The sequence below is a fragment of the Aurantimicrobium minutum genome (assembly GCF_029892845.1).
In the GTDB taxonomy this organism is placed as follows: domain Bacteria; phylum Actinomycetota; class Actinomycetes; order Actinomycetales; family Microbacteriaceae; genus Aurantimicrobium; species Aurantimicrobium minutum_B.
The window spans coordinates 359,761-372,367 of record NZ_JARXVT010000001.1 but is presented as its reverse complement, the minus strand read 5'-3'; the positions used below and the strand labels follow the sequence as shown (position 1 = coordinate 372,367).

At 55.5% G+C, this 12,607-nt stretch carries 16 protein-coding genes and 1 tRNA gene; 7 read left to right on the top strand and 10 right to left on the bottom strand.

What is annotated here, in order from left to right:
- Positions 1-7: 7 nt before the first annotated feature.
- The 3 genes from rpmF to M2118_RS01805 form a co-directional block, all read right to left on the bottom strand.
- A complete protein-coding gene (rpmF, locus tag M2118_RS01815) occupies positions 8-214 on the bottom strand; it encodes a 50S ribosomal protein L32 (protein ID WP_110233896.1) in 207 nt (68 codons plus the stop codon).
- A gap of 21 nt (positions 215-235) precedes the next feature.
- A complete protein-coding gene (locus M2118_RS01810; RefSeq protein WP_280794388.1) occupies positions 236-742 on the bottom strand; it encodes a DUF177 domain-containing protein in 507 nt (168 codons plus the stop codon).
- 65 nt (positions 743-807) lie between these two features.
- Positions 808-1,950 (bottom strand): acyltransferase family protein, encoded by a 1,143-nt coding sequence (locus M2118_RS01805; RefSeq protein WP_280794249.1) that lies wholly within the window; start codon positions 1,948-1,950, stop codon positions 808-810.
- Between the two features lie 71 nt (positions 1,951-2,021).
- Between M2118_RS01805 and M2118_RS01800 the strand changes: the two genes are divergently transcribed.
- The 4 genes from M2118_RS01800 (at position 2,022) to M2118_RS01785 (ending at position 4,464) form a co-directional block, all read left to right on the top strand.
- Positions 2,022-2,103: transfer RNA gene (locus tag M2118_RS01800), tRNA-Leu, on the top strand.
- A 68-nt stretch (positions 2,104-2,171) separates the two neighbouring features.
- Positions 2,172-2,789 carry a DedA family protein gene (locus M2118_RS01795; RefSeq protein WP_280794248.1) on the top strand — a complete coding sequence of 206 codons (618 nt, stop codon included), beginning with the start codon at positions 2,172-2,174 and terminating at the stop codon, positions 2,787-2,789.
- A 41-nt stretch (positions 2,790-2,830) separates the two neighbouring features.
- Positions 2,831-3,607, top strand: coding sequence for a DedA family protein (locus M2118_RS01790; protein ID WP_280794247.1), 777 nt, complete (start codon positions 2,831-2,833; stop codon positions 3,605-3,607).
- A 2-nt stretch (positions 3,608-3,609) separates the two neighbouring features.
- A complete protein-coding gene (locus M2118_RS01785) occupies positions 3,610-4,464 on the top strand; it encodes a PhzF family phenazine biosynthesis protein (RefSeq protein ID WP_280794246.1) in 855 nt (284 codons plus the stop codon).
- Here M2118_RS01785 and M2118_RS01780 read toward each other — a convergent pair.
- The 5 genes from M2118_RS01780 to M2118_RS01760 are packed head-to-tail and all read right to left on the bottom strand — an operon-like array spanning position 4,461 to position 7,594.
- Positions 4,461-5,153 carry an SDR family NAD(P)-dependent oxidoreductase gene (locus M2118_RS01780; RefSeq protein ID WP_280794245.1) on the bottom strand — a complete coding sequence of 231 codons (693 nt, stop codon included), beginning with the start codon at positions 5,151-5,153 and terminating at the stop codon, positions 4,461-4,463. The two genes, M2118_RS01785 and M2118_RS01780, sit on opposite strands and share 4 nt — an antisense overlap.
- Complete coding sequence (gene rdgB / locus M2118_RS01775; protein ID WP_280794244.1) at positions 5,150-5,734, bottom strand: RdgB/HAM1 family non-canonical purine NTP pyrophosphatase; 585 nt, start codon at positions 5,732-5,734, stop codon at positions 5,150-5,152. The genes M2118_RS01780 and rdgB overlap by 4 nt, the downstream gene beginning before the upstream one ends.
- A 3-nt stretch (positions 5,735-5,737) precedes the next feature.
- Positions 5,738-6,472 carry a ribonuclease PH gene (gene rph, locus M2118_RS01770; protein ID WP_280794243.1) on the bottom strand — a complete coding sequence of 245 codons (735 nt, stop codon included), beginning with the start codon at positions 6,470-6,472 and terminating at the stop codon, positions 5,738-5,740.
- Between the two features lie 8 nt (positions 6,473-6,480).
- Positions 6,481-7,320, bottom strand: coding sequence for a glutamate racemase (murI, locus tag M2118_RS01765; RefSeq protein WP_280794242.1), 840 nt, complete (start codon positions 7,318-7,320; stop codon positions 6,481-6,483).
- The gene (locus tag M2118_RS01760; protein WP_280794241.1) at positions 7,313-7,594 is read right to left on the bottom strand and encodes a DUF3039 domain-containing protein; all 282 of its coding nucleotides are present in this window, start codon (positions 7,592-7,594) and stop codon (positions 7,313-7,315) included. Before M2118_RS01760 ends, murI begins: the two co-directional genes overlap by 8 nt.
- Positions 7,595-7,802: 208 nt before the next feature.
- On the opposite strand from M2118_RS01760, the gene M2118_RS01755 reads away from it, so the two are divergent.
- From M2118_RS01755 to M2118_RS01745, 3 genes are read left to right on the top strand one after another with little or no spacing between them, the layout of a single operon-like run.
- Positions 7,803-8,495 carry a phosphocholine cytidylyltransferase family protein gene (locus M2118_RS01755; RefSeq protein WP_280794240.1) on the top strand — a complete coding sequence of 231 codons (693 nt, stop codon included), beginning with the start codon at positions 7,803-7,805 and terminating at the stop codon, positions 8,493-8,495.
- Positions 8,496-8,531: 36 nt separating this feature from the next.
- Positions 8,532-9,332, top strand: a complete 801-nt coding sequence (locus M2118_RS01750; RefSeq protein ID WP_280794239.1) for an ABC transporter permease — start codon at positions 8,532-8,534, stop codon at positions 9,330-9,332.
- Positions 9,332-10,075, top strand: coding sequence for an ABC transporter ATP-binding protein (locus M2118_RS01745; protein ID WP_280794238.1), 744 nt, complete (start codon positions 9,332-9,334; stop codon positions 10,073-10,075). The genes M2118_RS01750 and M2118_RS01745 overlap by 1 nt, the downstream gene beginning before the upstream one ends.
- A gap of 9 nt (positions 10,076-10,084) precedes the next feature.
- On the opposite strand, the gene M2118_RS01740 is transcribed toward M2118_RS01745, so the two are convergent.
- Together M2118_RS01740 and M2118_RS01735 are read right to left on the bottom strand one after the other, a co-directional pair.
- Complete coding sequence (locus tag M2118_RS01740) at positions 10,085-11,269, bottom strand: acyl-CoA dehydrogenase family protein (protein WP_280794237.1); 1,185 nt, start codon at positions 11,267-11,269, stop codon at positions 10,085-10,087.
- A gap of 9 nt (positions 11,270-11,278) precedes the next feature.
- On the bottom strand, positions 11,279-12,487 hold the full coding sequence (locus tag M2118_RS01735) for a CaiB/BaiF CoA transferase family protein (RefSeq protein ID WP_280794236.1): 1,209 nt from the start codon (positions 12,485-12,487) through the stop codon (positions 11,279-11,281).
- Positions 12,488-12,607 lie beyond the last annotated feature (120 nt).

The window sequence follows — 12,607 nt, the reverse complement described above, 5'->3', positions numbered from 1 at the left end:
GGTGTGACTAAACGTCAGCTACCTTGCGGCCCTTGTACTCCATGAAGAGTGGGGTGCCAGCAGAGTCTTCAACAACCTTGGCGCGGTGAGGAAGGCTGTAGGAAACCTTGCCGTTAGCGTCAACGCTCTTCACGAGGGTGGCAGCAGTTGCCTTCCACTGGGCACGGCGCATGCGAGTGCTAGCTCGCGACATTTTGCGCTTGGGAACAGCCATGGCTATCTCTTCTCTTCTTACTTACTTCTTTTTACCGGTGCTTGTGTCACCGTTGTCTGTGGAAGCTGCCAACTGGCTGAGCGCAGCCCATCTCGGGTCTAACGTCTCTTCCAGCGTGGAATCCAGTGGTTTTGCCAAGCGTTCACCAGTCTCAGGATCGAGACCAGCACAATCTGGACGGCATACCGGCTGGAACGGAAGTGCAAGCACAACCGCTTCCCTGACGAGAGGTTCAAGATCCACGTGGTCGTCGTGAACCTCATAGTCAAAAGCTTCGTCTACAGAATACGCGAAAAGTTCCTGAAATTCGACTTCGAGGTCCTGCTCGATGGGCTCGAGGCATCTTCCGCACTCTCCGAAGGCCGTTGTTTCGACCTCAGCGGAGACCAAAATGCCATCGCCCAGAGACTCGAGACGCACGTCGATGTGGATGTTTTCACCCTCGGGAACAGCAATGATTCCTTCGCCCAACTTTTCGGGTGCAGCAAAATCAAGCTCACGCTCACGCTGCTCACCTGGACGGTGCATCAGGTCGTAGACCTCGATGGTGAAGGGGGTTTTGACGAATTTAGCCACGAAGAGAGTCTAAACGACTAGGACGAAGAGGATTTCTGCACCATCTTGGCTGTGAGTTTTCTTCCCCAACTCTGCACGGGTTTTTCGATCAACGTCCGGGCAGTCAGTGTGAACAAAATCGACACAATGGTGATGCTCACAGACTGCACCAAGAAGAAGTAGATCCATTTGTTGGCGGGAAATACTCCCGATGGCGTTCCCAGGACAACGTTGGACCATTGAATAAGCGGCTGATGGAACACATAGACACCAAAGGAATACACCCCCATAAATGTCAAAACTTTGGCCTTACGCGTCCCCGGGGTGACCTCGAACTTTGTGAGTTGCAAGATCAAGAGCGCAAAGACGGGGGCTGCAAAATAGGTAATGGCATAGCGGTAAGAGTTCCAATGCCACTCATCTTCAATGAAGAACAGAGAGACCACCAATGCAATGGAGAGCGCCAGCAGCCACCAGTTTCGGAATCGAGAGAGCTGGGTGAGGTACTTGCGGAGCAGTAAACCTATGCCGAATCCCAAGAAGGCCCGGCCGACTGCTTCAAAGCCGCGGATAGGTCCGCTGTATTCGATGAAGGACGCATCAAACGTGAGGCCGATCCACAACATCAGATACCCCGCAGCAATAGCAGCGATGATGCCTAAACCCCATTTGATTGCCGTGAGTGGTGCATAGATGACGTTGGCAATCCACTCTGCAGAGAGTGACCACAAGGGAACGTTGATCGCAATTGCTGCGGCAAGAAGAACTTGGAGAAGAAGGAAAGCGATGACCAGAATGTGCACGCGTTCATCCGCGGGCAAACCCGCCAAACTGCCATAGGGCGTAGTGAAGTTATCTTTCGCGAGGAGTGAGTTGCGCTCTGAATCCAACGCAATTAATGCCACCACCAAGCTGGTGACTGCCAGGGGCCAAAAGCGGAAGATTCTTTTCACGATAAAGATCCGTGAAGCTTTCCCCAAGCCGCGTGAACTCTGAGGCATGCTCGGCCAGAGCACAAAGCCGCTGAGCACGAAGAAGAAATCTACGAACAGATAAAAAGAAGCCAGCTGCTGGAAATCAGAAGAAGCACTCACGGTGACGTGGAAGGCCAGCACACCCAAGGCGGCAACGCCACGCATGCCATCTAGCAGTAGGAAGCGGTGCTGGGGCGCGGTGGTCACGTCGAGGTGTCCTCTCAGGAGGGAGTGAGCGGTTGAACCAGAATGACACATAAACTAGTCAGGTAACACTCGCGGGAGTGGTGAAATTGGTATACACGCCAGATTTAGGTTCTGGTGCCGAGAGGCGTGAGGGTTCAAGTCCCTTCTCCCGTACAAATAGTTCTTTGGTTTTCCCTTGAGAAAGAGCACACATGTTGCACGCCTCCGCACTTGACGGGCAAATGACTGACCTGTTTTCGCAGGTCGGCGTTGTCGTCTTCTACCTCGTTGTGTGGGGTCTGGTCTTTGCTGGAACCGGTTTGTTTGTGGGAGCGTTTATCCCGTTCATTACCGGTGACTCTCTGCTCTTTGCTTCCGGCTTAGTGACGGCTGCCACTCCCGAATTGAGCGTCTGGATCTTGGCGCTGGGTGTGGGTATTGCCGCCTTTATTGGCGACCAAGTTGGCTTCATTTTGGGCAGACACTTGGGACGTCCTTATTTGGATCGCAAGAGTGGTCCGCGCATGAAAAAGATCATTGCTCGGGTGGAGAAGTTTTATAACTCCTACGGCTGGTGGTCGGTTGTCATTGCCCGATTCATCCCCTGGGCTCGTGTCTTTGTTCCCTGGGTTGCCGGTATTGGCAAGATGAACTACTTCAAATTCCTCACCAGCAACTTTGTGGGCGCCCTTGCCTGGGGCGTTGGGCTCACGCTGGTCGGCTACTACGCAGCCAGCATTCCCGGCGTGAAAGCTGCGGCCTATGTGATTGCTGGTTTCTTCATCACAGCGTCCATCATCTTCAGCATTCGAACCTGGATTCTCGAGCGCCGCGACCGTCGCAACAACCCTGCAAATTAGCTGAAAGCTTCCTCGAAGCGAGCCAGTAAGCTTGAACCACTATGCACACTTCGTTGATTCCTTGGCTTGACCCTGCAAACCTCATCGACGGCTTTGGGCCTTATGCCCTGCTCGGTGTGGCATTCATTGTCTTTGCTGAAACTGGCCTGCTAGTTGGCTTCTTGCTCCCTGGTGACACCCTTCTGATCTCAGCCGGTGTCCTCACCGTGACGGATACTTTTGGCGCCAACATCTTTGTGGTGTGCGCAGCAATTAGTGCCGGAGCATTCATCGGTGGTGAGGTCGGCTACCTCATCGGCCATAAATTTGGGCCAAGCGTTTTTGAAAAGAACGAAAGTGGCTTCTTCAGCAAGAAGAACGTTGAACGAACTAACAGCTTCTTCATCCGATATGGCGGCTTCGCCGTCATCATCGCGCGCTTCGTTCCTGTCGTACGCACCTTCGCTCCTGTTGCAGCAGGCGTAGGCCACATGAACTACAAGAAGTACACCCTCTACAACCTCATCGGTGCGATCGTCTGGGGTACAGGCCTGACCGCTCTCGGCTATGGCGTGGGACACATCCCCGTCGTCGCCGCATTCGTTCAGGACTACATCGATATCGTTCTTCTCGGTGTTGTTGTCGTCGTCTTGATTCCGAGCATCTACCACTACATCCAAGCTGTCATGAAGGCACGTCGCGCCAAGAAGGAAGCTGCGTTCAAGCATGCTCCTGAAGGCCACGTTGTCACCCACGAGGAAGCTGAGAAGCTCGTCCTCAAGCAGGATGACTTCGTGCAGAAGCCTCACGGCAAGCACGACGCAGACTCGACCAACTAAACATGTCCTCTCGCGAAGTTCTTCGCCTCACCGCTTTCAGCGATGATCCAGAGGGTGGTAATCCTGCCGGTGTCGTTCTCGATGCAACGGGGATGACAGATTCCGAGATGCACGCTGTAGCCCACGATGTCGGCTACTCAGAAACGGCGTTCCTCTTCCCCCACAAGGACCGAGAGAACAGCTACCAGATTCGCTACTTCACCCCCGAAGCCGAGGTTGCCTTCTGTGGTCACGCCACAATCGCATCCGGTGTTGTGCTGGGTCGCGAATTCGGTGATGGAGTTTACGAACTCAGCACCAATGCTGGCCCTGTTGAGGTCGATGTCACCGTCGCGGGGCGCTCAGTCGTGGCGACCCTGACCTCTCCCCCCGCAACTCTTCAGCCTCTGGATCCTGATCTGGTCTATGACATCTTGGACGCCCTGGATTGGGACGAGTCAGATCTGGATACCCGCTTCACCCCCGCCGTGGGGATTGTAGGCAATGCCCACCCCATCCTGGTTCTGGACAGCCGAGAGACCCTCGCCTCGATGGACTACGACTATGACGTTCTCAAAGAACTGATGCAAGAACACGGGTGGACCACTCTTCAACTGGTGTATCCAGATGAAGGCGATCCGCATGGTCGCAGATGGCACTCTCGCAATCCGGGACCCGGAGTGGGAATCTATGAAGACCCTGCAACAGGCTCTGCCGCGGCTGCTTTAGGCGCTTACTTCCGCGACAACGGAATCTATGGCTCTGGTGACCACGTCACCATCTTCCAGGGTGATGACATGGGGCGTCCCAGCTCGATCATGCTGACCATCGGTGGTTCCAGAATGAAAGTTTCTGGAACAGCAACTGATCTGTACTAGCTAAAGAGTTCCGCAGGAACATCCTTTTCGTCATTGACGATGGCAGCAACAATGCGAGCGGCCACAGCATCAGGATCCAAGCCCTGAGGCATCGTTGGCGCAACACCGGCAATAGCTTTGGAAGCTAAACCTGTCTCGGTGTGTGGGGGACGAGTGTCCAGCACGCGAATTCCTTCGCGGCGAAGTTCACGCTGTGTTGCTGAAACGAAGGACTTAAGTCCTGCCTTGCTGGCACCATAGGCGGCCATTCCCGCAGTGGGCATATCTGCAATCACACCTGAGATGGTCAACACGAAAGGTTCACTGCCCGCTGCCTTAGCTGCCAGCAGTGCAGGAATCGAGGACGTCAGGAGTTCTATAGGGCTGGTCTGATTGAGCGCCTGCAACGTCTGTAACGTCTGTGCGTCAAGTTCTGCAACGGGACCAAAGGCCACCACACCGTGGGCAATAACGACACCGTCGAGCTGGCCAGCAGATGTCACCGTGCTCATCAGTGAAGCTGCAGCGCCGGGGAGAGCGAGGTCGAGCGTGAAGAGCTCTGCCTGAAGACCCAGCGCTTGGAGCTTGTCAGCATCGCGGCCAGTCAAGACAAGCTGTGCTCCGGCAGCAGAAAGCTGCTGAGCTATGCGTGAACCCAGAGCACCAGATGCTCCGGTAACGAGGATGCGCTTGCCAGCTAAATCAGTCATGCACTGAGTCTGTCAGCAAGTGCCTGCAGTGCGCGAGAGCGGTGACTGAGTTTGTTCTTCTCTGTGGGATCGAGAATTGCTGCAGTGACTTCAAACCCTTCCGGAATAAACACGGGGTCGTAGCCAAAGCCGTTCACGCCATGAACTTCACGGGCGATTGTGCCCGGCCAGTTCCCGACCACGACAAATTCTTCATTGGTCTTAGGGAAGACCACTGCAATATGGCAGGTGAAGTGGGCGCCGCGGTCGCCATCGCGCACATCACTCATCTGCTCCAGCAATAGCTTCACGTTCGCAGCGTTGTCTTTGGCATTACCAGCCCAGCGGGCAGAGAAAATACCGGGCATGCCACCGAGCACATCAACGCACACACCCGAGTCATCCGAAAGCGAAGGAAGACCCGTGTGAGCTGCCGCCGCACGCGCTTTAATCAGCGCGTTCTCGGCAAAACTCACACCGTCTTCAATCGGCTCGGGGCCGTCATAGCCAATGACGGTAATCCCGGGAACGAGCTCGCCCAGAATCGCGTTGAATTCCTCAATCTTGTGTTGATTGTGGGTGGCGAGCACGAAGGTGTTCATGACTTAGGCAAGGGCCTGACGCTGGAAGTTGGTGAGGTCTGCTGATCCGGCGATAGCCAAGTCAAGCAACGAGTTCAACTCATCGCGATCGAAGGGTGCTCCTTCGGCGGTGCCCTGAACTTCGACGAACAGTCCGCGACCGGTGACCACGACATTCATGTCGGTCTCCGCGCGGACATCTTCGACATAGGCGAGGTCAAGCATGGGAGTGCCATCAATGATGCCCACCGATACAGCGGCAACGCTGTCGATCAGAGGCTCTGAACTCTTGGCGATGAAGTTGTTTTCCTTGCCCCACTTGATTGCTTCGGCGAGCGCGACATAGGCGCCGGTGATTGCTGCAGTGCGGGTGCCACCATCTGCCTGGAGTACATCGCAGTCGATCACGATGGTGTTTTCACCGAGTGCCTTGGTGTTGACCACTGCACGCAGTGAGCGGCCGATGAGTCGGGAAATCTCGTGGGTGCGGCCACCTATCTTGCCCTTGACTGCTTCACGGTCCATGCGGGAGTTGGTGGAGCGAGGAATCATCGCGTATTCAGCGGTCACCCAGCCTTTACCTTTGCCCGTCATCCAGCGAGGAACACCATTGGTGAAAGATGCTGTGCAGAGAACCTTGGTCTTGCCAAAGGAAATCAGTGCGGAGCCTTCTGCCTGTTCGCTCCAGCCACGCTCAATAGTGATTTCACGAAGCTGGTCAACGGCGCGGCCGTCTGCACGAGTGATGTTCTCTGACATGGTTTCCTTTAGTTGAGGGGAAGATCGATAGCACCGGTGGGGGTGTAGTCCACGGTGAGAACTTGGGGGCCGAGGAACAGGGATGACAGGCGCAGGAACTCTGCCGTGTTATCTCCTGTTGCCTCATAGCGGTAGGTGGGTGGTGTGGGGATTACGCGGTCGAGTTCACGGTTGACCAGTTCGCGATAGACATCTTTGGCGGTCTCGTTATCACTGGCAACCAAGCGAACGTGGTCCCCCATGACATAGGAGATAGCTCCACGCAGGAAGGGGTAGTGCGTGCAGCCGAGGACCAAAGTGTCGACTTCTGCCTCGATGAGGGGCTGAAGGTAGTCACGTGCTACCCGGAGAACTTCTTCACCGCTAGTGTTTCCTGCTTCCACAAATTCCACGAAGCGAGGAGCAGCTTGGGTAAACAGCTCGAGGTGAGGTGCTGCAGCGAAGGCATCGTTATAGGCGCGCGAGTTGATGGTGGCTGTGGTCCCGATCACACCAATGCGGTTGTTACGGGTCGCAGCAAGTGCTCCGCGCACTGCAGGCTGGATGACTTCCACTACGGGAACGTCATAACGCTCGCGAGCATCACGCAGCATGGCGGCACTGGCGGTGTTGCAGGCGATGACCAACATCTTCACACCCTGCTCAACCAGATTGTCGAGAACATTGAGGGAGTATGTGCGCACATCAGCAATGCTCTTGGTGCCATAGGGCGAGTGGGCAGTGTCACCGATATAAATAATTGATTCATGCGGCAGAGAGTCACGAATTGCCCTGGCTACCGTGAGTCCGCCTACACCCGAGTCAAAGACACCGATGGGGGCGTTGCGGTTGAACTTGCCGCTAGTCATTCGCCATCTTCTCGTAGATGTCTTTACAGGTTTGGCAGACCGGGAACTTCTCGGGATCGCGTCCTGGAGTCCACTTCTTGCCGCACAGCGCCTTCACGGGCTTGCCCGAGAGGGCCGACTTCAAGATGTCGTCCTTCTTCACGTAGTGAGAGAAACGATCGTGGTCGCCATCTTCTAATTGCTCATTGCGCAGGAGTTCTTCGAGCTCGCGGTCCAGGGTTGCTGTGCCACCACCGGTCTCCAGTGGGGTGCCATCAGGGAATGTCGAGCTCATATGCCAATTCTATGAGGCGGAAGGCCCCTGAGTGAACCCTGTGAAAACAGTCACGAAAAGGCAACAAACGCGCCTAATGTCTGGATTTTTTAGGTAAACGCCGGGTAAACTAGAGGAGACATAACGGGGTGTCGTTCTATCGACATTTTCTGATGCCCGTTTTGCTTTCTTCCTGGTGCATCGAATACACCACTCAAGGAGATTTATCGTGACTACGCAGGTTGTCATTCTTGCCGCTGGCATGGGTAGCCGTTTGGGCCGCTCACTGCCCAAGCCCCTGACTGAACTCAGCGACGGCCGCACCATCATGCAGCAGCAGATGGAAAACATCCGTTTCGCATTCGGTGACGACGCACACATCACTGTCGTTGTCGGCTACAAGCTCGAGCACATCATCGAGGCTTTCCCTGACGTGAACTTCGTTTACAACGAGCAGTACGACACCACCAACACCTCTAAGTCGCTGATGCGTGCACTTCGCGCTTCCAGCACCGGTGGTGTTTTGTGGATGAACGGTGACGTGGTCTTCGACCCCGCCGCTCTCGTTCGTGCGTCTGAGCTGATCGTGCGCGACCAGTCCTTCGTCTCCGTGAACACATCCTCTGTCTCCGACGAAGAGGTCAAGTACACCACCACTGCCGAGGGTTACATCAAGGAACTCTCCAAGACCGTCAAGGGCGGCCTGGGTGAGGCAGTGGGTATCAACTACATCTCCGCTAAGGACAAGGCAGTTCTGCTTCGTCAGCTGAACAAGGTCAACGATCAGGACTACTTCGAGCGTGGCCTTGAGCTCGCTATCGAGCAGGATGGCGTTCTCGTTGAGCCCATCGACATCTCTGACCTCTACGCAGTCGAAATCGACTTTGCTGAGGACCTTGAGCGCGCCAACCTCTACGTTTAGTCCTTCGGGCTCTTTCTAGCCGTAGGCTCGTATTTCGTGAGCGCATCTGTGGAACAGTCACCGTATCAACGGTCTGCTTTCGCGCGCTATCGTCACGCTCTGTGGCTGCTGACTCGACGAGACCTTAAGGTTCGCTACTCCACCAGTGCCCTGGGCTATGTCTGGTCGGTTCTTGATCCCCTCATCATGAGCGGCATCTACTGGTTCATCTTCACTCAGGTGTTCCAGCGCGCTGCCGGCACCGAGCCTTACATCGTCTTCCTGCTGGCAGGGTTGCTTCCCTGGATGTGGTTCAACGGTGCTGTCTCTGACTCCACCCGGGCATTCCTCAAGTCAGCCAAACTCGTTCGCTCCACTGCCATCCCCCGCAGCATCTGGGTTGCCAGCATTGTGTTGGGTAAAGGCATTGAGTTCATCTTTGCGTTGCCTGTGTTGGCCTTGTTTGCCGTTATAGCTGGTGCTCAGCTCAGCTGGGAAGTCGTCTACTTCCCCCTCGCAATCATTTTGCAAGCCATTCTCACCTTTGGCATTGGCTTGATTGTGGCGCCTCTGGTCGTGTTCTTTAGAGACCTGGAGCGTGCGATCAAACTGGTGCTGCGTTTCCTGTTCTATGCGTCCCCCATCATTTACGCATTCGGTGACCTGCCCGCAGCAATCCAGCCCTGGGCGGCCTTCAACCCACTTTCTGGCATCTTTGACCTCTATCGCGCAGCGTTCTTCCCTGAAGAGCTCAACTGGGCCGTGGTGGGGGTTTCTGCGACGATGTCAGTGGTTATTTTGGCGCTGGGCTTGTGGGTCTTCAAGCGCGCTGAACGTTCTGTACTGAAGGAGATCTAATGACTTCTTCTGCTGTGATCACTGTTTCTGACGCTGGAATTCGTTTCCGTCGCAATCACAAGGGCCGTCGCTCCTTCAAAGATCTCTTCTCCACCCGGGCACGTCGCTCTAAGCCGAACGAGTTCTGGGCTCTGCAGCATGTGAGCTTCGACGTTCACCCCGGTGAAGCAATTGGCGTGGTGGGACGTAATGGACAGGGTAAGTCCACGCTGCTCAAACTGGTTGCTAACGTGCTCATCCCCGATGAGGGAACCATCAACGTCAACGCAGGCGTTGCTCCCCTGATTGAAATCACCGGCGGATTCGTTGATGACCTCACCGTTCGCGACAACGTCTTCCTCACAGCCGGGCTCCACGGCATGACTCGTGACCAGGTTGCGGCGAAGTTCGATGGCATCATCGAATTCGCGGAGATCGAAGACTTCCTCGACACCCCTTACAAGCACCTCTCCTCAGGCATGAAGGTGCGCCTGGCTTTCTCGGTTGTCACGAGCTTGGAAGAGCCTGTCCTGCTCGTGGACGAAGTTCTCGCTGTGGGCGATAAGGCCTTCAAGAACAAGTGCTATTCCCGCATCGAAGAGATGCTGACCGAAGGTCGCACCCTCTTCTTCGTCTCCCACAACGAGAGAGACCTCGAGCGCTTCTGCACCCGAGGCCTCTATCTCGATAAGGGGGGCCTCAAATTGGACGCTTCTATTGGTGAAGTTCTCGCCGCATATAACGAGGACTACCCGGGCTTATAAACCCGCTCTTTAGCTAAAGGCGTTGAGCCCGGTCAGAGCTCGACCAATCACCAGCTGGTGAATCTCATCGGTGCCCTCATAGGTGCGCACTGATTCAAGGTTGGCCATGTGGCGCATGACGGGGAATTCACCCGTGATGCCATCGCCGCCCAAGATGGTGCGCGCTTCGCGCGCAATCTTGAGTGCTTCACGAACGCTGTTGAGCTTGCCCACACTGATCTGAGCAATGTTGAGTGTTCCGGCATCCTTCTGACGCCCGATGTGGAGGGCGAGCAGAACACCCTTTTCATATTCCAGGGTCATGTCCGCAAGCTTGGCCTGGGTCAGCTGGAATGACCCAATGGGCTTTCCAAAGACGTCACGACTCTTCGAGCGGTTAATTGCAGCATCGAGACATGCACGTGCTGCACCCATGGCGCCCCAGATAATGCCGTAACGGGCTTCGTTGAGGCAGCCGAAGGGGCTGGAGAGACCCTTGGCGTTGGGGAGAATCGCATCGGCGGGAAGAACTACGTTGGTGAGCTCAATGTCGCACTGAATCGAGGCGCGCATGGAGAGCTTGCCCTCAATAGCGGTTGCGGTGAACCCTGGGGTGTCGGTGGGCACAATGAATCCGCGCACACCCTCATCGGTCATTGCCCACAGGATACAGATATCTGCCAGGGTTGCCAGACCGATCCAACGCTTCGCGCCATTGATCACCCAGGTGTCACCCACCTTCTGTGCGGTGGTGAGCATGTTGGCAGGGTCACTTCCACCCTGAGGTTCGGTCAGCCCGAAGCAGCCAAGCTTCTCGCCCTTAGCCATCTGAGGCAGCCAGTGGTTCTTCTGTTCTTCGGTGCCGTATTTGTAAATGGCAGACATGGCCAAGGAACCCATCACAGAGATGAACGTGCGCCAACCGCTGTCGACAGCTTCAAACTCGAGGCAGACCAGCCCATAGCTGACAGCAGAGGCGCCAGCACAGCCATAGCCCTTGAGGTGCATTCCGAGGAAACCTTCGGCAGCAATCTGTGGAATGAGTTCCTTGCGGAAGAACTTCTTGTCGAAGTCATCCTCGATGACCGGGCGGATCTGTGTCTGGGCGAAGGTGCGCGCCTTCATGGCCCACTCAATCTCGTCCGGCTGAAGAAGTGCGTGGAGGTCAAAGACCTCGTCCATCACAGAAACATCAGGGAATGCATTGGTGCTCATTGTTTTTCCTTACCTCGCGCCTTCTCGGCCTTCGACATCCTTATCGAGACTGAGCCAGCGAACATCTTCACTATGCTCCCCCAGCGAGGGCGGAGCAAGCCTGTAACTGGCACCTCGGCCAGGAATATGGATGGGGTTCACAACCTGTCGGAACTGGTGTTCGCCATCGGCTGTGGGAATCTCCACCACTGCATCAAGCCCGAGAGAATCAGCGAAATCAAATGCCTCAGGCAGAGTATTGACCAATCCTGCAGGCACGCCCTCCGCACTCAGCAGGGCAACCCAGTGCGCTCCAGGTTGCGTGGTGAGAACACCTTCTAAAAGTTCACGTAACTGCTCACGGTGGGTTGCACGGCTCGGATTATCAGCAAAGCGTGGGTCAGTAGCGAGATGTTCCATCTCCATCAGACGAACCAAAGTATGGAATTGCTTGTCGTTGCCCACCGCAATCAAGAGCGGACGATCGTGTGCGTCATAGAGCTCATACGGAGAAATGCTCGGATGAGCATTTCCCAATCTCACTGGCGTCACCCCGGCATTCAGTGCAGCTGAAGCCTGGTTCGTCATGGCAGCCAACAGGGTTGTCATCAGGTCAACTTGAATGAGCTGACCTTTCCACTGACCGGGGTCTGCATCTTTCCGAGCAGTCAACGCGAGCAAGATGCCTTGCACGGCGTTCATCCCAGTCATGATGTCGATCAATGCGACACCCACCTTGGTGGGGCCACCGTCTTGAGGACCGGTGACACTCATCAGACCACCGAGGGCTTGAACCAGGAGGTCATAACCTGCCAGGCCTGCCCCCTTGCCCGAACCAAAACCTGTGATGGAGCAATAAATGATGCCGGGGTTGATCTTCTTAGCTTCCTCAAAGTTGAAACCCAACTTGGTCATCACACCGGGACGAAAGTTCTCAATGACCACGTCAGCCGTGGCAAGAAGTTCTTGTGCCTGAGCCTTGCCCTCCGGCGAGCGCAGGTCCAGAATGACGGAGCGTTTGTTGCGGTTCACGCTCGAGAAGTAGGTAGAGACACCCTGGCCATCCACGGGGGGACGCCAGCCACGCGTGTCATCTCCGTCAGCACTCTCAATTTTGATGACGTCGGCACCAAAATCAGCCAAGGTCATGGTGGCGTAGGGACCGGCAAGAACTCTGGAGAAATCTAGGACTCGAATCCCAGAAAGTATGCCGTCATTGGCGTGAGCAGGTGTTGCCATAACGCAATCCTATTGTCGTTCGCCTCCGAATTAGTGGCGTGAAGAAACACCTTATGGACCTCTAGTCACAGGGGCATTCCGGAGAGTAGTTTGGGCCCACACGATGTGGTGTGAAGTTAG